Source organism: Anaerococcus lactolyticus S7-1-13, from assembly GCF_000758765.1.
Classification (GTDB): domain Bacteria; phylum Bacillota; class Clostridia; order Tissierellales; family Peptoniphilaceae; genus Anaerococcus; species Anaerococcus lactolyticus.
This window is the reverse complement of the sequence record NZ_JRMW01000038.1, coordinates 1-25791: the sequence shown is the minus strand read 5'-3', so window position 1 is coordinate 25791 and position 25791 is coordinate 1. Positions and strand designations below refer to the sequence as shown.

Genomic DNA, 25791 nt, shown 5'->3' with positions numbered 1-25791 from the left:
TACCTTATTTGGAATAATTGTTGTTATTGTCATGTTAATCGGAACTATGATTTTTAATAAACAGATTGTATTTGCACAGGGGAATTTGTTTCCAACATTGATTAGTCCAGTGGAAGATATTAAAAAAGATGAGGTAGAAGTTAAGGTAAAATATATATTTCAAGATGATAGTCTTTACAAAGAAGAAAGCATTAAAGCAAAGGAAGGACAGATTCTTGACAGTGGAGACATTCCTATCTTGCCTGATGATATGAAATTTATAGATGAATTTTTGTTCTATAAAGTAAAGGGAGACGGGACAGACGAAATTATTCGTAAAGTGGAAAAAGTTACTGTTAAGGATAAAAAAACGCAGACAGAGGAAAATAATGAAAAAGAAGATCCTAAAAATGAACAAAGTACACAAACGGAAAATCCAAAAACAGAAGATAAAAAAGTTCAAACAGACATAGATAAAGAAAGCATATCTAAGATGGAAAAGGAATCGAAAGAGCTGAAAGAAAAATTAGATAAATTAAGTGAACAAGTCAAGGATAAGGACAAGTTAAATGATAAGCAAAAGGATAAAATCAAAGACTTGGAAGATGAAATAGAATCCTTGGAGAAAAGGCTGAAAAAGGAAAAAGAAAAGATGAATTCTTCTAAAGAAAACACAGAAATCAAAAAATCTGTGGAAGAACTGGAGAAGAAAATTAAAGAATTGCAGGAAAAATCAAATCAGATCAATAAACAAGACTATCCAAAGGCTATAACAAATCCATTGCCACAAGCATTACCACAAAATCCATCTTCATTTGTAAAAGGTAATGCACCATCTGCTTCAGTAGGTAGTGGAGATAGTGTAAAGAAAGAAAAGGGTGCCTTAAAATCATCTGCACCGGATACCTCTAAAAATACAAAAAGTGATGAGAATAAAGAAAGTAAAGAGAATAAAGAAAATAAAGAAAAAGAGGTTCGTTATCCTAATAAATTGACACCCAAACAGGCAGCAAGTAATAACAGTCAAAATTCGACTACGGATAGCGGAGAAAAGAATGTCAATACCAATAAAGGAGTAGCCTCAGCACCGTCAAAGGCTAGAGCTTCTGTTACTGAGAATAAGGATAATGCTAACAATGATTATAGGGTTCATCATAATGATGGTAAAGACAATAAAGAAACTGACAAATATTCTGCTGATGCAAGACAATTTGTAACCTTCCAGACAAAATCAGGTAAGACATTTCATTTAATTATCAACCATGATGAGCAAAGTGAAAATGTAATGCTTTTAACGGAAGTGTCTGAAGATGATCTTCTTAATATGGTAGAGGGTAAGGAAAAGTCAAAAGAAGAAATTAAAAAAATTGAAGATAAAGAGCCTAAACCTGAAGTTAAAAAAGAAGACCCTAAAGCTGAAAATAAAGGAAACGGTCTTTATATATTTTTAGGTTTAATCATTGTCGCTGTAATAGGTGGAGGATACTATTTCAAGATTTATAAGAAAAATCAGGAAGATGATGAGGAAGATGAAGAAGAGTATGATGAGTTTGAAGATTCCTATGAAAGAAAAGATGATGAAAGTGAAGTGCCAGACGAAGAAGAAAAACAAGAGATAGAAGATTTGGCAATTGATGCTTATGATGATGAAGATGAGGACTAAAATTAGATATAAATGAAATTATCCACTCGATTTGTTGTGTTTACACTTAAAAAATAGCATAAAATAAGTGTAGACACAACAATGAGGAAGTAAATTGTTGACATAAAAATTATGTATGATTAGTAAGGATAGAATTGTACTTACAGTGAATTTATGGTATAATTTTGGCAATAAAAACTTGAATGTGGTAAGCCCAAGCCCGATTGTGGCTGGGCTATTTTTATCAAAGAAATAAAATTATAGACGATAAATATCTGTAATAGGTAATAATATTACATTATGGTATAAGGGAGGTGTAGAGAAAATGGATTTGTCAAAATATATTGGAGAATCCACTTCCTATGATAAAAAAGAAAAACTTGAAATAAATAAACCAAAGAGCTGGTTAAAAAGTATTAGTGCATTTGCAAATGAAAATGGTGGAGCTTTAATATTTGGTATTTCTGATGCAGATGAACTTATTGGACTAAAAGATTATAAGAAAGATTCTGAAACTATCAGTGAAATAATTAAGGCTAAGATGGATCCGGTTCCAAAAATAAAACTTGAAAACCATACTGAAAATGGTAAGTATTTTATTGTTCTTCATATAAAAGCAGGAAGTGAGACTCCATATTATGTTATTGATGGAGGAAATAGGTCTTCTTATATAAGGATTGGAAATCAGAGTGTTGCCGCTACAAGTATTGACCTTAAAAATTTAGTTTTGAAAGGAATGAATAAAACATTTGATACTATACAAACGGATATTCAGACAAAAGATGCTACCTTTAATAAATTGCGAATTGAATATGAAAAAAGGACAAATAAAAAATTTGAAGAAAAAGATTTGTTATCGTTCGGTTTAACAACAAAAGATAATCTTTTAACTTATGCAGGAGCCTTGTTTGCAGACGGATATTTAGTATATCAATCAAGGATATTTTGCACAAGATGGAATGGACTTACAAAGGCTAGTGGCTTGATGGAAGCACTGGATGATAATGAATTTGAGGGAAATATCTTGTTTTTGCTTGAAAATGCACTGAATTTTACAAAGGTAAACACAAAGAAAATGTGGAGAAAAGGACCACTCTATCGTGAAGAATATCCTGAATATCCTGAAAGAGCGGTTCAAGAAGCAATTGTCAATGCTTTGATTCATAGAGATTATAGCGTCATTGGAAGTGAAGTACATTTGGATATTTATGATGATAGAATGGAAATTTACTCTCCAGGTGGAATGTATGACGGAACCTTAATTCAAGATGTAGACCCATATACTATTTCGTCAAGTAGAAGAAATCCAATTCTTGCAGATATTTTTGGAAGAATGGACTTAATGGAAAGACGGGGAAGTGGACTGAAAAAAATTATAGAGAGTTATGAATTTGAGAAGAACTACAATGAACACTTAAAACCGGAATTTAGATCTACAAGAAGTTCATTTTTTACTATTTTAAAGAATTTAAACTATAATGTTAGTGGTGAACCCCAAAATGAACCCCAAAATGAACCCCAAAATGAACCCCAAAAAATGACGAAACAAGATAGATTGAATAAAATAATTGATATTATTTCAGACAAACCAAATATTACGAGATTAGAATTATCAAAGATGTTAAATGTTGCAGAATCTACCATCAGAAGAGATATTTTAAAATTGAAAGATGAAGGAAAGATAGAGTATGTAGGTAGTTCTAAAACAGGAAAATGGATTAAAAAATAGACAATTAAATATATGAAATTTTAATAGGCAATTGGAGAAAATTGAAACTCTGATTGCCTTTTTTAGTACAAAAATAAGGAGGAATTTATGAAACATAATTTGGTGATAGCAGAGAAACCAAGTGTTGCAATCTCTATTGCAAAAGTGATTGGAGCAACAAAGAAGAAAGATGGATATTATGAAGGAAACGGATACAAGGTAAGCTGGTGTGTTGGACATTTAATTCAAATGGCAAATCCTGATAGTTATGATGAAAAATATGCGAAGTGGAATATGGCTGATTTGCCGATTATTCCAAAGGAATATAAGTATGAGATTGCAAAGTCTACAAAGAAACAATTTATGATTCTTAAAAAGCTGATGAACGATAAGGACATAGATATTGTGATAAATGCTTGTGATGCAGGGCGTGAGGGAGAAGCAATCTTCAGGCTTGTCTACAATCAGGCAAATTGCAAAAAGAAGATGAAACGCCTTTGGATTTCATCAATGGAAGATAGTGCAATTAAAGATGGCTTTGATAACCTAAAAGATGGAAGTTCTTACGATAATCTATTTGAATCATCACAAGCAAGGGCAATAGCAGATTGGCTTGTGGGAATGAATTTAAGCAGACTGTATTCGTGCCTATATAAACAGAGTTATTCTGTTGGGAGGGTACAAACACCAACTCTTGCAATGATTGTAAATAGAGATGATGAGATAGCAAATTTCAAGAAAGAAAAATATTTTACAGTCGAACTTTCTATGAATGGTTTTACACTATCAACAGATAGAATTGATGATGAGGTTATTGCTGAACAGCTAATCAATTTAGTTGGCAATAAGATAGGAATTACCGATGTTATTCAAAAGGAAAAGATAACAAAACCTGATTTGCCTTTTGACCTTACAACACTTCAAAGAGAGTGCAATAAATATTTTGGATATAGTGCCAAGCAAACACTTGATTATGCTCAAAGTCTGTATGAGAAAAAACTGATTACCTATCCGAGAACAGACAGCAGATGCTTAACGGAAGATATGATTACAAGTACCATCAATCATATCTTAGGAAAGAATGACTTTGATACGGGGCGTATTAAGACGGTATTTAACTCTAAAAAGGTTACAGATCATCATGCTATTATCCCGACAGCAAGCAGTATGAATGGGGACTTAACTTCTCTTCCGGAAAGTGAATTGAAGGTATATGAACTTATTTTAAATAAGCTACATGCAAGTGTAGGCTATCCTTTAATTGAGAATACAACGAAGATTGTGGCTGAATTTGATGGATTTGAATTTACAAGTAGTGGAAAGGTGATTGTAGATGAGGGCTTTACCAAATACCTAAACGAATATGCAAAAAAGAAAAATGAAGATACAGTGCTTCCGGATGTAAAGATTGGTGATAGTCTTGATATTAAAGATAAAGGGATAAAAGAAAAATACACATCATCGCCTAAACATTTTACGGAAGATCTTCTCCTAAAGGCTATGGAGCTTGCAGGAAATGACGCATTGGAAAAAGGTGTGGAAGTTGAGCGAAAAGGACTTGGAACACCTGCAACAAGAGCAGGAATCATTGAAAATCTGATTTTCAAGGGATTTGTAGAAAGAGATAAAAAAAACCTTATTGCCACACACAAAGGAATCAGCCTTGTAACGATTGTAGCAGATACTTTTAAATCGGCAGAAACAACAGCAAAGTGGGAAATGGAGCTATCTGATATTGTACAGGGAAAATCACTAAAGAAAGATTTTTTGGAGGCAATAGAAAGTGAGATAAGAAATGTAATTTCTCGTTATAAAAAGGAATAGCTTATGATTACTAAAGTTAAATAAATGGGTTAAAGCATGTTAGGTTTTTTAAAGCCAAGTTTATAATAAGAGATTTTTTGACAATTCATCTAAATAAAAATGAGTCTGTAGAGTAGAACTAATTTTTTTGTGAGATTTATAAGGTAAGAACAACGGGTAATAAAAATATAATACAATTTAAACTTGTATTTATCTTAGATTTAATATATAATAGAAGACAAAAAAGAGAAGGGATTAATGATGCAAAAAATAAAAGTGTGTAATTCACTAGCAAAAATACGAAAAAGTAAAGGATATACCCAAATACAATTATCGGAGTTGACTGGTATTTCGCAGCAGTATATAAGTAGTGTGGAAAGAGGTATAATAGTTCCGACAATACAGAGAGCAATTCAGTTGGCAGAAGTTTTGGGAGAGTGTTATGGGAATATTTTTTACAAATGCATAAAAGGTTGAGGTTATAATAATGAAGAAAAAAAATATATTAAAAATATTGTTATTCATATACTTGATTTTGTTGTCTTGGCTAGTTCTTTTTAAGCTAGGCTTTTCTATTAGTGATATGAGGAGGGTTAGAGACGTAAACTTTATTCCTTTCTATTATGACAATATTATAGAAGGAGATCTGTTTTGGTTAGAACCTATTTTTAATATATTAATATTTATTCCTTTTGGAATTTTATTAAAAAAAATAAGTTGTGGTATTAAAATTAACCAGGCATTTTTAATTTTTCTAGTAGTAAGTTTATTTTTTGAAATAATGCAGTATATTATGTCTATTGGGGCATCAGATATAACGGATGTGATAACAAATGTTTTAGGTGGTGTAATTGGTTTTTTAGTTGCAGACATTTTCACTAAGAGAAAAAATAATTAGTATACAACTTCAAGTTGAGCTTTTTGCAAAATATTATCGAATATTATTGAATGTGATATAAAATATATGGAGGTTTGATATATATGGGTAAAGAGTTAAGCAAGTTAAAAAGTATATTATCAAAGAACATATACTATGAGAGGTTAGGAAAAACTTTTCAAACTAGAAATAAATATTTTTTCTATGATTTAGGGACAGGTAAGATTTTTGAATGTACATTTGAAGAGTATCAAATATTTGAACAAATTCTTTCTATAAAAAATAATGAATCATTAGAAGAAATATTTAAGAATACGAACATAGAGGTATTTAGCAAAGTAGTTGATATAATAGATAAAGAGAGTTTGCTTCAAGCCTGTCCTTTTGTGGAATTTACTGGAGATCAAGTCTTGAATTTAGAAGAAAATCTAAATAGAAAATTGAATCAGATAATACTGGAGGTAACTCAGAAATGTAATCTTAGGTGTAAATATTGTATATATGGTGATGAAAATTCCAAGTTTAGAGATTTTTCTGAAACTAAAGATATGCCTTTAGATATTGCAATAAAAAGTATTAACAATATTATTGATAGAGTAGATGATGAGTTTTATGTGACTTTTTATGGTGGTGAACCTTTAGTTAATTTTAAACTGATTAAAAAAATTGTTGAGTATGTATTATCACTGAAATTAAATACAAAGTTGTATTTTTCTATGACAACTAATTTAACTCTTATGAATGAGGAAATTGCTGAGTTTATTGCAACTACAGAAAACTTTTCTGTAGTTTGTAGTATAGATGGGGATAAAATCACACATGATGAATATAGAGTGGATATCAATGGCAATGGAAGTTTTGATCGAACAACTAAAGGTCTTGGAATTTTATATAATGAGCTAAAGAGTAGAGGAAAAGAAGATTTAATATTATTGAGTACAGTTATTACTCCCCCATATGATGAAAACAAGTTATCTAGAATACAGCATTTTTTCAAAACTTGTCCATTTATAAACGAAAAAACTTCTATAATTACAAGTTATGTGGATTATGGAAGAAAGATAAATGAAAATGATATAAAGAGTAGGCGATTTTATAATTCATCAAAAGAGTTTATGAGAGATAATAATCCAGTTCAGGAATGGGCTGAAAATTTTATAAATAATGTAACATCTGAAAATCCATTTACGTGGAATGGAATTTTGCAAAATCTCCAAAAAATTCATAGTAGGCGAATTTCTGGGAAACCTATGAATGAATATATAATGAATGGCTGTTGTATGCCAGGTGGAAGGAAATTGTTTGTTACAGTTGATGGTAATTACAATTTATGTGAGCGTATGGGAGAAACACCAACTATAGGGAATTACATAGATGGATATGACATAGACTCGATAAAGAAATACTATGTAAATGATTATTGTGAGTGTTCTAAAAATGATTGCTCAAGATGTTGGGCAATAAATTTGTGTAGTATTTGTTATGCGATTTGTTATGATAAGGATGGATTAAATATATTGACTAAAAAGTATAAATGTATTAGCGAACGTTTTGGTATAGAAAATTATTTAAAACTATATCATGAAATGATGTATTCTAATCCTTCTGTAATAGAGGATTTGAATAAAATGCAGTTATTTTAGAAAAGGAGGTAGAAGTTATGAAAATCACGAATCCATTAGGCAGAGACCTAAAAAGAGACGAAGGTGGAATAAAACCACTTGCATGCATGTGCAGAAATGGAATAGCTTTCTCTTCTGCTTTGGGTGATGCTGATAATTGTTCTCATTGTGGATGCAATTGTTGGCCTCATAATCATGGTGCTAATGCATCAACTGCTAGTAATACTTCAAGATCAAGTATCTAGTATTACAATTATAAAGAGGGATAGTGTATTCTATCCCTCTTTATTATATGGAAGGATAGAAGAGTATGAAAAAGAGTATTTTATTGAGATCTCTTAAACAGTGTTATATTTCATCACCATTTTTATTTATAGCAAATTTAATATTTAGTATTTTTTTGGGATTTGGAGAAGCTATTAAAATATATATATTACAAAATTTAATAAATAATATACAAAATTTTAGTAGTAAGAGTGCTATTATAACGTATATAACATTATTCTTTTTTGTAAATCTGTTTTTTATATGTATTACTCAGATTCAGGGATATATAAATCAAGTTTTTGCTTTAAAAATAGAATATTTATTAGAAAAGAATTTTATAAATAAAATAAAAATATTGTCTTTAAAACACTTTGATGAAGAACATACTTATAATTTAATAAGTAAAGCACAAGTTCTTGGGCAAGGCAAGGTGGTTAATATTTATATACATTTTGTGAAATTCATTCAAGATATTATATCGATAATGTCTATAATATCACTGTTGATAAGTTATAAAAATGAATACTGGTGGATTATACTTGTTGTTCCAATACTTTCTTTTTTTGTTAATAGAAAAATGGGAGAATATGCATATAATGTAGAAAAAAGTAATGTTTTAATATTAAGAAAAAGTGACTATATTAAATATTTGCTTACAAATAATATAGCTATAAAGGAAATTATAACTTTTCAGTATATAGATGTTTTATTAAAGAAATTCATAAAATACAAAGAAAAAACAATGAAATATATGATTAAGTTATCATGTATATACAATATCGTAAATGTTGCAATTCAATTGTTTGAGTTAATAGTAAAAATATTGTTAATATCATTATATATTATGAAATCGTTAGCTACTAATGGGTTAGTGGGAAACATAATGGGGTTCATTTACTCTATTGAAAATATACAATTGAATTTTATGTCCATATTTAAGTCTCTATCTGAGATATACAAAGATAAATTATATGCAGAAAATTATTTTGAATTTATTGATATTAAAGAGGATAATTTAGGAAGGAAAAAAATTTCGAAAAACATAAAAGAAATTATCCTAAAAAATGTAACATTTAGTTATGGAGAAAAAGTAATTATTAACAAAATTAATGTGGAATTTACGACTGGTAAACCAATAGTAATAATAGGTGAAAATGGTTCTGGAAAAAGTACATTGATAAAATTAATTGCTGGTCTTTATAATGAATATGAAGGAGAAATATTTGTTAATGATGTAGAGTTAAAAAATATAGACAAGAAATCTTTTAGAGATAGAATAGCAATTTTATTTCAAGACTATAATCAATATGAATTTACACTGAGAGAGAATATTTCAATGTCAGATAAATATAGATATGATGATACAAAAATTTTTAATATATTGGAAATTTTGGGGCTGAAAAATAAAGTTGATAACTTTGACAATAAATTAGATACGCAGATGGGTAAATGGTTTGGTGGGGAAGAATTATCTAAAGGACAGTGGCAAAGAATAGGATTAGCAAAAATGCTCATAAAGGAAGCTGATGTGATTATTATGGATGAGCCTACATCAGCATTGGATCCTAATATGGAAAAAAAAGTTATTGATATTATGAATGATATTGCAAGTGAAAAAATTGTTATAATAGTTACACATAATTTAGAACTGTTAAAAAAATATGATGTTAATTATTTTATATTAAAAGATGGCAAAATTTGTAAAAAGTAGACTAAATAAATATTTAATATTAAAAATAGGATAGTGTCAAAACTTCTTTTATTTTTTGTTTCAGTATGATAAACATTTTAATATTATTAATTTAATGAATAGACTAATAACAAAATATATAAGTAGATAGTGGAACGTTGGATATTTATGTCATGGGTAAAAAAGTAATTGATAAATTTTCAAATTATCAGTAAAATTATAGTGCATGAGCGAGATGTCAAAAGAGCAAGATATGTTGTTCAGCGTATAGAAGTTTATTTTAACTATATAAGCAGATTTGAGAATGAACTCACAAAACAAATATAGCCAACAGAACAAGAAATGATACAGATGGGAGAAGAAATTGAAGAAGCAAAGAAAGAAAAATCACTAGCATACCATAGAGAATATTCCAAAAAATACTGAGCTAAAAATATTGAAAAATTTAGATAGTATGAGAAAGTAAAAGCAAGGGAATATAGAGCAAGAAAAAAGATACAATCCACAACTTAAAATCAATACCGAAAACGAAAAACAAAATATAAGCAAGAGAAAAAGAGGTTTCCTAAGTACAGGAAATCTTTTTTTTGTGGAAGTCGAAAGGATGAACTAAATGGCAGAAAACGAAAAAACAGACATGAAAGAAATACGGGATGAATAACAACTACAACATCAAAAGCCTGATGGAATTAAAAAAGATAAATGGTAAGGTGGCTAAATCAACAGATAAGTTAATACACATAAGGGAATCAACATTGTAACGATTGTAGCCGATACTTTTAAATCCGCAGAAACAACATCAAAATGGGAAATGGAGCTATTGGATATTGTACAGGGAAAATCACTAAAGAAAGATTTTTTGGAGGCAATAGAAAGTGGGATAAGAAATGTAATTTCTCGTTATGAAAAGGAATAGTTTATGTTTGATACGCTTATTAAATTTAGTAAATTTGTATGGGAGGTAGGATATTTAGGGAAAACATAACTTAGATTAGATAGTAAGGAGGATTTATGGATAATAAAGTTGAAAAACAAGAAGTTAAGGCAAATGAAGTTTTAAAAGAAATTAAAGATGAATACGATAAAGGGATAGATAATCTTGAAGATAATACCAATATACAGTTAAAGGTTGCTGAAGAACTAAAAAAAGAACTCAAAAATAATGATTTTGATGTCAATATAGAAGAGCTAAAATCACTAAAAGAGGAGATACTAGGATTAAAATCAGAGATAAAAAGATTAAATGAATTAGAGGGAATCACATTTAGTTCTCTTATTTTAAGAGATATAAAAAATATAGGCAATACACTGGTAACCTTGCAAAACAAGGCAGTAGACAGTATGAAAAGTCTATATATCAATATGAAATATCAGTTTTCATATAATTTAACCAAAGCACAGGAAAAGTTAGTACAAGCAAAAATTAGTATTGTAAAAAATCTTGTAAGTTCAATGCAGGATTTTATCAAAGACCAGCAAAAGAAGCTAAATGTCTGCCTTGAAAAATTGGATAGTTTATCTGAAGAAATAAAAAAGGATGAAAAAGAATTTTTTGTCGAAAAGAACAGGGATAAAACAGATAAAAAAGAGGTAGAAGTAGGAACTAAAAAAGAAGAAGTTATTAAAAAAGAAAAAGTGTTGGAGAAATCTAAATCACAAAAAGTTGAAAAGAAACCATCTGTACTAAAGATGCTCAAAGAGAATCAGCAAAAAATTAATGACAGTGAAAAAACAAAGGAGGAAAAGACCATTAAAAAAGATAAAGGAATGGAAATATAATGAATGGTGAGAAGTATGCCTATAGTAATATACCTAATGACTTAAAGAGAGAGAATAGATGGTGCTTATATAAAATCATTCAAAGAGAAGAAAAAAACACAAAACTTCCCATTATGCCAAATGAAAAACCTGCAAAATCCAACGATACATCCACTTGGCATTCTTATGAAGATTGCAAGAAGGCACTTAGTCAACATATTGGCGATGGACTGGGATTTTTCTTAGGAGATGGATATTTAGGAATAGATATAGATAAAGTAACAGAGGATATGAATGCGTATTTTAAGGATACTAATGCAAATTCTATGACAGCCGATTTTCTAAGAAATATATCAACTTATGCAAAAATATCACCATCAGGAACAGGACTACATTTCATTGGAAAAGGAAATGTACCGGGAGAGCGAAAAAGACATAAAAATCTTGAAATCTATGATGAAGGGAGATTTTTTACCGTAACCGGCAATGTGATAAAAGATAAAGACAGAAGTAAGGTAATAGAGATTGAAAGTGAGCTAAAACCTTTATATGAAAAATATATGCCGAAACCAAAAGTTGTAAGCAAAGAAAACAGAAAAATGACAAGCATAACTTTGTATAATGCAGATAGAGATATATTAGAAAAGCTATTTAATAAAGGATATTTTTCATACAGCGGAGAAGATTTAAGACAAATATATAATGGAAACTATAGGTCCTATTTTAACAGCCAATCAGAGGCTGATTTTTTTATGCTACAAAGGTTACTATATTACACAGGAAATATAAATGAAGCGATATCACTGATGAAAAGAAGTGGATTAAACAGAGAGAAGTGGTATAAAAGACGGTCAGGCACGAACTATCTTGGATATATAGCTCAAAAAGCATTTAACGGAATGGGTACATTTTATGATTGGGACAGAGAAAATAGATATAAAAGGAGGAATGAACATAGAAATAAAACTACAACAAATCATCAAAAATCAAATAAGGAGGACAAAAGTGATATGAAAAGATATACACAAGATGAACTAAAATATATATTAGATCATCTAAAAGGAGAATTTAAAACCAATACCTTAAAATATGAAGAATATTTGAAAGTATCAGGAAAAAACTACAAATATCCATATACACATCAGCTTAGCATTTGTAATGTAAACAAAGAAGCTACCGCTTGTGCAGAGTACGATTATTGGAAAAGCATAGGCAGAGTTGTAAAGAGAAATGAAAAAGGAATCCCTTTATTAGATAGTACAACAGGTAAAATAAAATATGTGTTTGATGTAAGTCAAACAGTGAGCAGAAATCACAATATCTCAGAAGTAAAACTATGGGAATATGACAATAAAAAACATATTGAAGTGCTGGATAAGCTAATAAATCATTTTAAACAAAAAGATGCCGGTCTACTATTTTCATTGGATGAAAAGTTAGACACATTGGCAAATCTCTATGCAAAGCAATATCTATATAAAATAACAGATGAATTGTCAGATGATTTTTTAAAAGAACATAGTAAACTTGATATTTTGGCATTTTTAAAAGAATCCGTAAAAGTTTCAATATGTGCAAGAATGGGAATAGAATATACATCAGATAACAATAGTTTTAAAATTTTATCCAATAATCTTAAAATGAATGACTTAGATAAATTACTTATCTATACCTCAGGTATTAGTAGAGGTCTTCTTATAAATATTGGAAATGAAATCTCCTTGATGCAAAGACAAGAACAAATGGAGAAATTTCATAAAAAGGAGCAGACAAAAGAGGATAAGGAGCGTTATAATAATTTTACAGAAAATGGAATAGATGAAAATAAAATAGGAATTGGAGGCATAGAAAATGGAAGAAAAAGTGATACTATCAGGCAAGGAGTATATAGTAGAGAACGAGATATATTATCCGGTAATCAAGGAGAACCACTTCGAGGAAATGGGAGGGGGATATATGATAGAGAAGATGACAGGAGGAGAACAAGTCTTAATTCCGAAAATAAAGATACCGAAGCAGGTAGACGAGAGGAATTTGAGAAAGTTCAGCAAAGCAAGACTGAAATTCCTCAAGGAGAACAAGGAGGACTACTACGAACAGATGCTACTGGAAGGGACATTACAAGAACATCTGGACAAGATAGAGGATCAAGCGATAGACTTCACAATGAGAGAGAAACTGAAGATGAAAGAGTCTTGGGGCTTGACAGAGGAACTTCAAAACAACGACTTTCTGAAATACGCAGGACTAATGAAGAACCTCGATATGGAGTTAGACAGAATGGCAATGGAACAGATAGTTTGGGTATAGAAAACTCAAATGAAAATATAAATAAAGAAAATGCTGAAAAAGAAGTCGAACAGACTTCTTTTTCTTTTACTCAAAATGCAGGACAAATAGGTTTTCAGATACCACTTACCCAAAATCAGATAGACACTGTTTTAATTTATGGTGGTAATGAGCATAATTTAAGATTAGATGTCATAGCGGAATTTAGCAAAGGAAAAACAAAGGGAGAATTAGCAGATTTTCTAAAAAATACATTTCAAGGTGGTAATGGCTTTTACTTAGGAAATGACAAAGTTTGTGCTTGGTACTCAGAAGATGGGATTCATTTATCAAATGATATATCATCAAGAGAAAACTACACGCAACTTTTATCTTGGGAAGATGCAGCAAATAGAATGGGAGAGCTTTTAGACGAAGGCAACTATGCAACGAATGTAGAACTGATTGAAGCCATGAGTAATGAAAGAGCTGAGCTTGCAGAGAAACTATGGTATCTAAAAGGAGATTTTAATGATGAGGTAAAAGACACTTATTTATCAATCCTGAATGAAAAACAAAGGTTAGGCTATCCTGAAAAAACGGAATATCTTGCAAAAATGCTACAAGACAAAGACTTTAGGGCGAATTTAAGAACAGAGTATTTAACATTTTCAAAAGAGTATCAAGGCAATTCAGATATACTAAGATTTCATAATCATAATATTAATGAACTATTAAACAGATTGAATGATTTAGAACTACCACGAAAAGAATTTACTACAAATCTTACTGACTTACCTACAATTAAATCCTTTATTACAGAAGATGAAATTGACACAAATCTTATGAGAGGTAGTGGAGTATCCGAAGGTAAAAAAAGAATATACGAATTTTTTGGAAAAAATTACACCTTAAAAGAACAAGCAGATTTTCTTAAAAATGAGTATGGAACAGGTGGTAGCTCACACGCTCTATCAGGTGCAAGAGGAAGTGGCGAGAACCACGATGCCAAAGGTATAAAGCTGACAAAAAATGATTGTAAAGATGTTTTCTTTAATTGGAATCAGGTAGCAAGAAGAATAGAAGATTTAGTTAAAAATGATAAATATCTTACCAAAGAAGAGCAGACTTTATTGCAAGAAGAACAGGAAAATCTTCATTCAATAAAAAAAGAAGATAGTAATTCAAAAATTTACCCAAAAGATGATCCGCATCAGCTTGTAACAAATGAAATGCTTGAAAGAGTACCACAGCTTTATGATCAAGAAGAAGTAGATTTAGCAGACAAGGAAGTACATGCAGCATATATTATTCCTTTTAAGTCAAATTGGACCTGGTATATGACGGAGTATGATAAAGAAACAGGCGAAGCCTTTGGACTTGTGCTTGGAGATGAAGTCGAATGGGGATATTTCAATGTGAATGAACTAAAGGAATTAAATGCACAAAGGTTAATCCTTGAAGATTTTCCAACAACTTTTAGAGAATTAAAGGATACAGAACTTAAAAAACAAATGACCGAAGAAGAATTACAAGTTGCCTTTAATGGAGAACTTACCTTTGATAACAAAAGAGAAGAAGAAATACTTATCTTGCAAGATCAAGAAGATATTTCTTATGAAGAAGCTGAAAAGATATATGATAGCATTCAAAATAATTTTAATTCCACAGGCAGAAAAATTTATGGTGATGTAGAAAAGCAAGAGATTAAATTCAAAGAAAATATTGAAGAAAAACCGTTAAATTCAAAGGATTATTGGATAGTAGAATTTAATGAGGACTCAAACCTTATACAAACTTCATACAAAGGAAGGATAGTAAATAAAGAGCTTATTGATGAAATTAAAGAATTAGACAAACAAATAAAACTTCACAATGAAACTGTTGAGGTAGATAAATATGGTGAGATATCGGATGAATGGGAAGGATATTCAAAATTCTATTTCGACCATATTGAAAATGGAGAGGTAACAGAGCATTTAAGAGTAGATATAGGCGATGGAAATGAAGTAAACGGGAGAGATTTTCAGTACCTATATGAGCAGGTAGATAAAGAAAACATCATAGAAAATAAGCAAAATGTAGATACTACAATAAAAAACATCTTAGAAAAAGAGTCTATGCAGGTATTTTCAAATAAAGAAGATTACCAAAAGTTATTTCCATACTTTGAAGATTTTTCATATACAGATGGATCTAAGTTAAATGAATATAATCCTTTTGAAGATGATAAGAACTCATCTGATTTAGTTCGTCTCACTTTTTTTAAAAACAATGATGGAGAATATAGAGTAGTATATACAAATACAGATAGCTTAACTTATTCAAGTACAGTAGATAATTTCTTAGGAAAGATAGATGTAGCAATAGAAGGCGAAAAAGATATAGCTAATTTAAAGTATCCAAAAATAAATTCTATTAAAGATATTTCAGATACATTGTATGAAACTTTGAAAAATGATGAAGATTTACAAAGAACTGTACTTAAAGCAAGGGAAATTTTAGGGAATAATACACTTGCTGACTTTTCAGGAGTTTTTCAAAGAGAATACGCAAGAGTTATGAGAGAAGTTGCCGAAAGACAAGGCAATCTTCCTGACGATATGAAAAGTTTAGATGATGTCAAAAAACTGCGAATTGAACTTGAACATAGGTACAATGAATATTTAAGTGAATTATCTAAAGAAAAAGAAAGTGTATTAGAAACAAAAGATATATATGATGATAATAAAATAGCTGTAAAAGTAGGATATTACTATACAGTAGTGGATAAAGAAAAAGTAGTAGATATTTCTCTTGAACAAACAGGGACTAAGGTATATCCAAGTAAAGATAATGTTGAAGGAAGAGTTTATCCTCTATACAGGGGAACAACTTTTGAAGAAAGTCAAAAATTAGATAAACTCTTTGATGAAATAGCTGCGAATATGAAAGAAACAAACCTTACAGATTTAAACGATTTGTTTTATTTAAATAATCAAGGCTTATATGAAATTGATAGAGATATAGTAACGGAAGAAAAAGAGGGCTATGATTTTGATATATCAAGTTTTGGTGAGCAATTTCCAAATTACTATGAAGATATATATGTTTCAAATAAAAACCTAAAGATTGATGGTGCAATGCAAAATGTAGCATATATAAACAAAGACAATGAATTGAACTTTAGTGTAAATCTTCCTGAAAATGAAAAAAATAAGGTGTATGAAATTAGAGATAAAAAAGAAATTTTATCAAACCTAATTGAAAAGGATATAGCAGAAAGTAAAGGGTATTATTTTAATCCACAATCAGAAGAATATACTTTGAAAATTAAAAAGATTGAAGATGGGACTTTAAAAGATATTGAACATATAACAGATAGCATAGATTTCAAGAAAGGCTATGAAGCAGAGTTAATTCTTGATTTTAAAAATATGGAGTTAAGGCAAAACCTTAAATATAATGGCTTTGTAGTAAATACCAACAAGGCGATTAAGTATGATAGCTATCATACTATGCTAAGAAATTTACCATATTTGCTGGATGATAACCATAGAGATGTACTTTTGACAGGTTTTATAAATTTAGAAATAGAACGACAAAAAGAGCAAGACTTACCCAAAGAGCCTATATACAAGGAAGGAATGCAGGTAAAATATCAAGGCAAAGAATATGTAATTGCAGAAATTCAAGATTATAATACCTATAAGACTATAAAACTAGATGATAATGAAGGCTATATGAATGGATTTATTACAGGCAGTGAAATTCTTGCATTCAGAAATGAAAGTGAACTTGATTTAGAGATTGTATCTAGAGGAGAAAAACTACAAGAGCAAAGTTTAGACAATGAAGATTTAATTCTGTTGGATATTGAAGATTATAACAAAAAAGGACTTTCAGTTACCTTTCAAAATAAAGAGTATGAAATTACAGGAAATAATTTTAATCCCGTTGGAATGAGCAGGCTACAACTTGTTTCAAATACAGAAAAACTGATGACAGAAATTTTATATACTCAAAGTAGACCGGTTACTGAACTTTATGCGAAAAAAGAATCTCTAGAGGAATTTAAAAAATTGAAGGATGTAAATGATGAAATTTCAAAATTTGAAGAAAGCTCTACTTTACAAGAAAAAGATAGGGCAGAACTTTTACACCATAGTTTGGATGTGGTAAATGATCAAGGCACTGTGATTGCCAACCAATTTATCGTAGATGTCGATAATCAAAATAGAGAGCTTACAGTATATAGTGAAAAAAATCCGAATAACTATAGAGAGTTTAAACTTTCTTTTGATTATTTAAATGGACTTGGGAAAATAGATGGGGATGGAAATAACTTAAAACTTACCAAACATCAAAAAGAAACAATTGATAAAAAATTGGAATCCTATGACAACTGGAGGGCAAATCGTGGATTAGAGGCAAAAGAAAGAGAAACACCAACAAAAGAAGATATACCTATTTTGAATGATGAATATATGGGTGGTATTCCTCCTGTAAATTATAAAATAACAAAAGAGGATGAAATCTTGCCACCATCTGAACGACTTAGAAACAATATATCAGCAATAAAACTTTTAAAAGAAATTGAAGCAAGATCAAGCTATGCTACAAAAGAAGAACAAGATATTTTAAGCAAATATGTAGGTTGGGGCGGACTTTCTGATGTATTTGACGAAACGAAAGAGGGGCAATGGAAAGAAGCAAGAGAATTTTTAAAAGAAAATCTATCATCATCAGAGTATGAAGCAGCAAGAGGAAGTACACTTACAGCCTTTTATACACCAAATATAGTAATTGACAGTATCTATAAGGCTCTATCCAATATGGGATATGAAAGTGGTAATATCTTAGAACCTAGTATGGGAACAGGTAGATTTCTTGGGAATCTACCGGAGAGTATGCAAGGTAGTAGATTTTATGGAGTGGAACTTGACAGTATTAGTGGTAGGATAGCAAGTAAGCTATATCCTAATGCTAACATACAGATAAAAGGCTTTGAAGAAACAACATTTTCAAATAACCTATTTGATGTGGCAATAGGAAATGTACCTTTTGGAGAATATAAAGTAGCCGATCGTGAGTATGAGAAAAATAACTTTCTTATTCACGATTATTTTTTTGCGAAAACTTTGGATAAGGTGCGTTCAGGAGGTGTAATAGCATTTATTACATCAAGTGGAACAATGGATAAGAAAAGTGAAGATATTAGAAGATATATCTCAGAGCGAGCAGAGTTTTTAGGAGCTATCAGGTTACCTAATAATGTATTTAAAGGGGAAGCAGGAACAGAAGTTACCTCAGATATAATTTTCCTTAAAAAAAGAGATAAACTATTAAAAATAGATGAGGATTGGATAAAACTTGCAACGGATGAAAAAGGCTTAACTTACAACAAATATTTTGCAGATAACCCAAGTCAAGTCTTAGGTAGTATGAAAGAAATATCAAGTAGGTTTGGAACAGCTTTGGCTTGCATAGAGGATGGAAATATAAGCCTAGAAGAAAAATTATCTTCAGTAATTAAAAATATCTCAGGTACTTATGAAAAAGCAGAATTAAATGAAGAATTAGAAACAGAAACCATACCGGCAGATGATAGTGTTAAAAATTTTTCTTATGCACTTATTGAAGATAAGATTTATTTCAGAGAAAACTCAATCATGCAAAAAGTATCTTTAAATAAGGCGGATACAGAAAAAGTAAAAGCATATATAGATTTAGAAAAATCACTTAGACAAGTAATCAAACTTCAGAAGGAAGATTATACAGATGAAGAAATAAAGGCAGCACAAGTTGAATTAAATGCAATTTATGATGATTTTTCTAAAAAGTATAGTCTTATAAATGCAAAGAAGAACAGCCTACTTTTCAAAGAAGATGCCAATTACTCTCTTATGTCAAGTTTGGAAAGATTAGATAAAAAAGGGAATTTTATAGGTAAATCAGATATATTTACAAAAAGGACAATTAGAAAAGCAGTAGCAGTGGAACATACGGATAAAGCAAATGATGCCTTGATATTATCTATATCTCAAAAAGGTAGGGTAGATTTTGATTATATGCAAAATCTTACAGATAAAACAAGAGAAACCTTAATAGAGGAATTAAGGGGAGAAATATTTTTAAATCTTGATAATTTTGACCCAAGCGATACTACTCCCTTTAGGTCGGTAATAAATAATGGAGATTTTTCAAGACCTTATGTTACAGCAGATGAATATTTATCCGGTAATATTAGAGATAAAATTCATATAATAGACTCCTATATAAAGAATATAGATTATGAAATTAGTAAAAATGAAGAGTATTTAGCTAAAGACACTAACCTAGAAAACGAGAATGAAACAGAAAATAAGCCACAGGAAGAAATCCGAAAAGAAAATGAGATATTGAAAACAGAGCTATCTTATTTAGGTTTTCAAAAGCAAAAATTACTCGAAGTAATGCCAAAAGAATTGGAAGCCAGCGATATTACTGTAAGAATGGGGGCAACTTGGGTAGATGAAAAGTATTATAAAGATTTTATGTTTCATCTTTTAGAAACCTCAAACTATAACAGGTGGAATATTGATATTAAGTATTCTAATTTTACAGGTGAATATAGAGTTGAAGGAAAGAGCGTCGATAGAAATAATGATCTTTCAAATCTTACTTATGGTACTTCGAGAGTAAATGCTTATAAGTTAATTGAGGATAGTTTAAATTTAAGGGATACAAAAGTATTTGATACTTTTGTTGATGCTGATGGGAAAAAGCGTTCTGTATTAAACGACAAAGAAACCATGCTTGCAAGAAGTAAGCAGGAGATTATAAAAGAAGAATTTAAAAACTGGATATTTGATGATATAGACAGAAGAAGCGACCTTGTAGAAAAATATAATAGGATGTTTAATTCTATTAAATTAAGAGAATACGATGGAAGTAATCTTACATTTGAGGGTATGAATCCGGAAATAGAGCTTAGAATGCATCAAAAAGATGCCATAGCAAGAGGACTTTTTGGAGGAAACACTTTGCTTGCACATGAGGTCGGAGCAGGCAAAACCTTTGAGATGATAGGAATTGCCATGGAATCCAAAAGGCTTGGTATGAGTACCAAATCAATGTTTGTCGTTCCAAACCACATCATAGAGCAATTCGGACGTGAGTTTAATGAACTCTATCCGGGAGCCAATATTCTTTGTGCAACGGAGAAGGACTTTACACCAAGTAAGAGAAAGAGATTTTGCTCTAGGATTGCCACAGGAGAGTATGATGCGGTTATTATCGGACATAGTCAATTTGAGAAAATTCCAATTAGTAAAGAAAGGCAAGAGTATGAACTGCAAAGCCAAATTGATGAAATCTTGGATTTTATAGACGAATACAAAAGGGACAGAGATCAGAAATTTACAGTAAAGCAATTAGAGAAAACAAAAAAAGGTTTGGAAGCAAAACTTAAAAAGCTCAATGATGATTATAAGAAAGATGATGTGGTAACTTTTGAGGAACTTGGCATAGATAAGCTCTTTGTGGATGAAGCACATAGTTTTAAAAATTTGTATTTATTTACAAAAATGCGAAATGTGGCAGGAATTACTACAACGGATTCACAAAAGTCAAGTGATATGTTGATGAAATGCCGATATATGGATGAGATTACAAATAATAAGGGGATTGTATTTGCCACAGGGACCCCTGTAAGTAATTCTATGGCGGAGTTATATACTATGCAGCGTTATCTACAATATGACGAGTTAAAGAATATGCACCTGCAGCACTTTGATTCTTGGGCAAGCACCTTTGGAGAAACGGTTACAGCTATTGAATTAAATCCTGAAGGTAATGGTTATCGAAGTAAAACAAGATTTGCAAAATTTTATAACCTTCCGGAGTTAATGAATACAGTTAAACAGTTTATGGATATTAAAACATCCGATGTATTAAACTTGCCCGTACCGAATGCACAGTATGAAACCATTAAAACAAAGCCTACTGAAGAACAAAAAGAGATCCTTGAAAGTTTTTCTGAAAGAGCGGATAAGGTTAGAAATAAAGAAGTGGATCCATCTGTTGATAATATGTTAAAAATAACGAACGACGGTAAGAAAATGGCACTTGACCAAAGGCTTATCAATCCGCTACTTCCTGATGATGAAAATTCAAAAGTAAATGCTTGTGTAAGCAATGTATTTAGTATATGGGATAAGTACAGGGATAAAAAATCAGCTCAGTTAATCTTTTGCGATATGTCAACGCCAAGTAATGAGTTTAATATCTATGATGATATGAAGGAAAAACTGATTAAAATGGGAGTACCTGAAAATGAGATTGAATTTATCCATAATGCAAAAAATAACAAAGAAAAAGATGCTATATTCGATAAGGTAAGAAGTGGAGAGATAAGGGTATTACTTGGCTCAACACAGAAGATGGGAGCAGGTACGAATGCCCAAGATAAGCTAATTGCTATCCACGATTTAGATGTGCCTTGGAGACCTGCGGATTTAGCCCAAAGAGCAGGTCGTATAGTTCGTCAAGGTAATGAAAATACAGATGTTCATATCTTTCGTTATGTTACAGAAAATACCTTTGATGCCTATCTTTTCCAAACCTTAGAGAATAAACAGAAATACATCTCTCAAATCATGACAAGTAAGACACCTGTAAGAGTTGCAGAAGATGTAGACGAGGCAACATTAAACTATGCGGAGATAAAGGCACTTGCCACAGGAAATCCTCTTATTCGTGAGAAAATGGATCTGGATGTAGAGGTATCAAAACTAAAAATGCTTGAGTCCAACTTTAAATCAAACTTGTATAAGCTAGAGGATAAGGTAGTTAAATTTTATCCAAAAGAGATAGAACGACTGGAGATAAAAATAGAAAACCTTAAAAAAGATATAGAGCATGTAGAACCATATAAAGATACAGAAAATCAGGAACAAACCATAAATATGGTTCAAGGAGCTTTTGTAGGAATGGAAGAGCTAAATGGAAAGGATATGGAAACGGGCAAAGAAAAACTATCTAAATTTACTTCATTAACTTTAGATGGAAGAAAATATACAGATAAAAAATTAGCTGGAGAATTTTTGATAAACAGGATAAAGTCTATTAAAAGAAGTGAGCTAGGAGATAAAAATAAGGACACTTTGATAGGTCAATATAGAAATTTTAATCTCTATGCTTTTTATGATAGTTTTGCAAGCCAATATAAATTTAAGCTACAGGGACAGGAAAGTCATTATGGTGAGTTTGGTACAGATGAGATAGGAAATATCACAAGAATGGATAATGTACTTGATAAACTTCCTGAGAGATTGGAACAGACCTTAGGTAAACTTGAAGATACAAAAAAGCAATTTGAAATTGCAAAACTTGAAGTGGAGAAAAAATTTCCGCAAGCTGATTTATTAAAAGAAAAGAACTTGAGGCTTGCTGAGGTCAATAATCTTCTTGATATGGGAAAAAGCGATGGAAAAGAAAATACAGATGAAGTTCTCTTAAAGGAAGTCAAAGAAGAAATTATAAACTTTATCAATCATGAGTATGATGAAGAAAATAGAGTAGAAGATTTTGATACTTTATTTCCGGATCTTTCAAATGTTGGAATAGCATATACGACAACACCTGATGAAAAACATGAAATTCAGACGAATTTAGATTTAATAAACTATAAGCTAAATACCTATGTTGATAATACTTTGATAGAGAGCTATCCATATATTTATGATAAGGATGATGCAGCCAGTCAAAAAGAATTGATACAACTAAAAAATGATATTGCATTTTGGGATTTTAATGAACTTGTATCTATTGATGAAGAAAAGCTAAAAGAAGTTCTTAATCTTGAAATTGATGATGAGGGCAATTTTTATGATCCACTATCAATGGATATGGATTTAGACGGAGTAGCAGACAGGTATGATGCAGACTTTAGAGATAGCAAAGTACAAAGTATAGGAGATTTTGATAAAAAAGAAAAATCATCTGTAATGGATAGGCTTGATTATTTCAAAGAGAAAGTAGGAAAAGGAGAATTACAAGATGAGAATACAGATAGGAAAATAGAATGTAAGGAGGAGGTTAGATAGTTGGAATATCATAAAAATATTAAAGCGACAGCAAAAGAAATGGAACAACTTTTTGAAAATAAAGAGTACAACTACTCTGTACGATATTTTGAAAAAATAAATGAAGGTTTATTTAAAATGGTAATTCGTACACCGGAAAGCATAGAGCTTCCAAAATCTAAAACCTTGTCTGTAAGAACAATCAAAAAAATATTAGAAACAAAAGATAATATTAATCCTATGTATATAGAAGATGAATTTGTTGAAATGAAAAATAAGATTCACGAATTTAATCAAAAGAAATATCCAAACTATGAAGATATGGATATAAAGTTAATACTATCCATTGCTAAGGGTATCGATGATTTCGATACCCTTAATAATATTTATGAGAAATTAAAGAGGCAGGGATATTTAGAAGAGATAAAAGAAAATATTAGTAAAATCGTTGCTAAATCATTAGAAGAAACAAAATTGGAAAAAGAATTGGAGGAAAAGAATATGAGATTAGAAAAAGGCGATATTATAAAAACATCACTTTCAGATAATACAGTTGTTTTGGATGTAGAAGATAAGAAAGCAGTGTTATTTTCAGAGAATCAATTTGTAATAGTAAGCGGAATTGATTTTAATGATAAATCAGGCAAGTTTGAGTGGGACAATGGACGATATTCAAATGACATAAATACAATAGCCAGTATGCGAAATAATAACTTGGATAAGATGAAAGAAACATTATCTTTTTTAGAGGAATATAATCATAGGGATTTTGTAAAAGGGCTTATATCATTGGAAACGGGAATACAAAACGAAGATACCCTTGATACTGCCTATGATAACTATATGAATGATAAGATTATGGGTTTAGTTGATGAAAAATTTTATGATTATATAGACGAAAATGAGATTGAAGCACCTAATTTAGAAAGTGCAATAGAAGATAGGAATAACACTTTATCTGGCAAAGAAAATGAGAAGGAGGACAAAAATACTATGAGAAATGATAAGTCAAGTGAAAATAAGGAAAAAGCAGATACTATAAATATCAATGGCAATATTGCTTCAGATGTAGACATTAAAAATTTAACATCAAAAGATGGTAAAGATTTCACCGTTGCAAGTTTTTCGATTGCTGAAAATGATAAAGAAGGGAATGTAAAATATATCAACTGTCTGGCTTATAATGACAGGGTAAGTAGTGTGGAAAACTTGAAAAAAGGAGATTTTGTTCATGTATTTGGGAAAGAAAAGAAAAGCATAGGAAAGGATAATAAGGAATACACAAGTCTAAAAGTATATTCAGTAAAACTTCTCAAAGCTAAAGAGCAAAATAAGGCAAAGAGGAAAGAAATAGCGGAAAATAAACAGTCTGCTATGGGAAAACTCAAAAAATATAAGGCTAAAGCAAGCAATCAGGAGAGAGAAAATGTAAAGAAAGATAAGGGCATGGAAATATAGATATTATGTAGTATGTAAAACTTAATCAATGTGATATTTCGGAGGGTAGTGAAAGCTGCTCTCCGATTTTTTGGGTATGACGGGCATGTTTTAATGCTGGGGTGAAAATCCCTAAAGAGCGTAGTTGTCGACGAATCTGATAGCGACTTGCAAGTTTTAGATGGCGACATCTAGGAGAGAAGAAGCAATAGCGAAATCGTGGCTTGACGAACAGGAACAGAATACAAGGCGTAACAGGTGGGCAAGCTAGCAGTAAGATAGCAAAGACCCAAAAGGTAACCGTAAACCCAAAGCGTAAATTCTGCAAGTAAACGATGAAAGTATTAGAGCTTATCCCGTGAGGTCTCACTAGCGAAGACAGTAGTAACAACGAATAGTGAGAAGTCAGCAGAAGTCATAGTAGGTGGAAACACCGAAGGACTGAACAATTTAAAAGCACAAGCAAAATGTATGTAGCATAACAAATCTGACAGAGAAAGTAGAAGAAACGTAAATGAACTCAAAATCTCACACCTAAGAAAAAAGTTATGTAAGCGGAAAGGAGCAAGTGCACACATGGAAGATAAAATAATAAGTCAAATCCTAAACCCAGAAAACATGCACCAAGCCAAACTAAAAGTCATCTCCAACAAAGGAGCATCAGGAATAGATGGCATAAGTGTAAAAGAAATAG

The 25791-nt window shown here is 30.7% G+C and carries 10 protein-coding genes and 3 pseudogenes; all 13 read left to right on the top strand.

Features of this window, described 5'->3' with window-relative positions; all coding sequences use genetic code 11:
* Positions 1 to 46 precede the first annotated feature (46 nt).
* The 13 genes and pseudogenes from HMPREF1630_RS06425 (at position 47) to HMPREF1630_RS06375 (ending at position 25118) form a co-directional block, all read left to right on the top strand.
* On the top strand, positions 47 to 1642 hold the full coding sequence (locus HMPREF1630_RS06425) for a CD1107 family mobile element protein (protein ID WP_231549524.1): 1596 nt from the start codon (positions 47 to 49) through the stop codon (positions 1640 to 1642).
* A gap of 304 nt (positions 1643 to 1946) precedes the next feature.
* A complete protein-coding gene (locus tag HMPREF1630_RS06420) occupies positions 1947 to 3350 on the top strand; it encodes an AlbA family DNA-binding domain-containing protein (RefSeq protein ID WP_037328209.1) in 1404 nt (467 codons plus the stop codon).
* Positions 3351 to 3437: 87 nt separating this feature from the next.
* Entirely contained in the window at positions 3438 to 5153 is a 1716-nt protein-coding gene (locus HMPREF1630_RS06415; protein WP_037328208.1) for a DNA topoisomerase 3, read from the top strand.
* A gap of 237 nt (positions 5154 to 5390) precedes the next feature.
* Positions 5391 to 5609, top strand: coding sequence for a helix-turn-helix domain-containing protein (locus HMPREF1630_RS09775; protein ID WP_204367744.1), 219 nt, complete (start codon positions 5391 to 5393; stop codon positions 5607 to 5609).
* 10 nt (positions 5610 to 5619) lie between these two features.
* Positions 5620 to 6030, top strand: coding sequence for a VanZ family protein (locus tag HMPREF1630_RS06405; protein WP_052039395.1), 411 nt, complete (start codon positions 5620 to 5622; stop codon positions 6028 to 6030).
* Between the two features lie 83 nt (positions 6031 to 6113).
* The gene (locus HMPREF1630_RS06400) at positions 6114 to 7652 is read left to right on the top strand and encodes a radical SAM protein (RefSeq protein WP_037328207.1); all 1539 of its coding nucleotides are present in this window, start codon (positions 6114 to 6116) and stop codon (positions 7650 to 7652) included.
* A 289-nt stretch (positions 7653 to 7941) separates the two neighbouring features.
* Positions 7942 to 9609, top strand: coding sequence for an ATP-binding cassette domain-containing protein (locus tag HMPREF1630_RS06390; protein ID WP_037328203.1), 1668 nt, complete (start codon positions 7942 to 7944; stop codon positions 9607 to 9609).
* Between the two features lie 709 nt (positions 9610 to 10318).
* Positions 10319 to 10504 (top strand): annotated as a pseudogene (locus HMPREF1630_RS09335) (DNA topoisomerase 3); the annotation flags it as partial.
* Positions 10505 to 10599: 95 nt separating this feature from the next.
* Positions 10600 to 11367: a hypothetical protein gene (locus HMPREF1630_RS06385; RefSeq protein ID WP_037328201.1), complete on the top strand. Its 768-nt coding sequence runs from the start codon at positions 10600 to 10602 to the stop codon at positions 11365 to 11367.
* A pseudogene (locus HMPREF1630_RS09770) lies at positions 11367 to 12251 on the top strand (phage NrS-1 polymerase family protein); the annotation flags it as partial. The gene HMPREF1630_RS06385 and the pseudogene HMPREF1630_RS09770, both read left to right, overlap by 1 nt.
* A gap of 946 nt (positions 12252 to 13197) precedes the next feature.
* The gene (locus tag HMPREF1630_RS09765; protein WP_197049876.1) at positions 13198 to 13656 is read left to right on the top strand and encodes a TnpV protein; all 459 of its coding nucleotides are present in this window, start codon (positions 13198 to 13200) and stop codon (positions 13654 to 13656) included.
* A gap of 4445 nt (positions 13657 to 18101) precedes the next feature.
* Positions 18102 to 23681, top strand: a pseudogene (locus HMPREF1630_RS09785) (helicase-related protein); the annotation flags it as partial.
* Positions 23682 to 25118 carry a single-stranded DNA-binding protein gene (locus HMPREF1630_RS06375; protein ID WP_231549522.1) on the top strand — a complete coding sequence of 479 codons (1437 nt, stop codon included), beginning with the start codon at positions 23682 to 23684 and terminating at the stop codon, positions 25116 to 25118.
* Positions 25119 to 25791 lie beyond the last annotated feature (673 nt).

Bases quoted from the DNA above. Each gene is read 5' to 3' on its own strand.
- HMPREF1630_RS06425 (WP_231549524.1), top strand. From the start codon at position 47: ATGATTTTTAATAAACAGATTGTATTTGCACAGGGGAATTTGTTTCCA.
- HMPREF1630_RS06420 (WP_037328209.1), top strand. From the start codon at position 1,947: ATGGATTTGTCAAAATATATTGGAGAATCCACTTCCTATGATAAAAAA.
- HMPREF1630_RS06415 (WP_037328208.1), top strand. From the start codon at position 3,438: ATGAAACATAATTTGGTGATAGCAGAGAAACCAAGTGTTGCAATCTCT.
- HMPREF1630_RS09775 (WP_204367744.1), top strand. From the start codon at position 5,391: ATGATGCAAAAAATAAAAGTGTGTAATTCACTAGCAAAAATACGAAAA.
- HMPREF1630_RS06405 (WP_052039395.1), top strand. From the start codon at position 5,620: ATGAAGAAAAAAAATATATTAAAAATATTGTTATTCATATACTTGATT.
- HMPREF1630_RS06400 (WP_037328207.1), top strand. From the start codon at position 6,114: ATGGGTAAAGAGTTAAGCAAGTTAAAAAGTATATTATCAAAGAACATA.
- HMPREF1630_RS06390 (WP_037328203.1), top strand. From the start codon at position 7,942: ATGAAAAAGAGTATTTTATTGAGATCTCTTAAACAGTGTTATATTTCA.
- HMPREF1630_RS06385 (WP_037328201.1), top strand. From the start codon at position 10,600: ATGGATAATAAAGTTGAAAAACAAGAAGTTAAGGCAAATGAAGTTTTA.
- HMPREF1630_RS09765 (WP_197049876.1), top strand. From the start codon at position 13,198: ATGGAAGAAAAAGTGATACTATCAGGCAAGGAGTATATAGTAGAGAAC.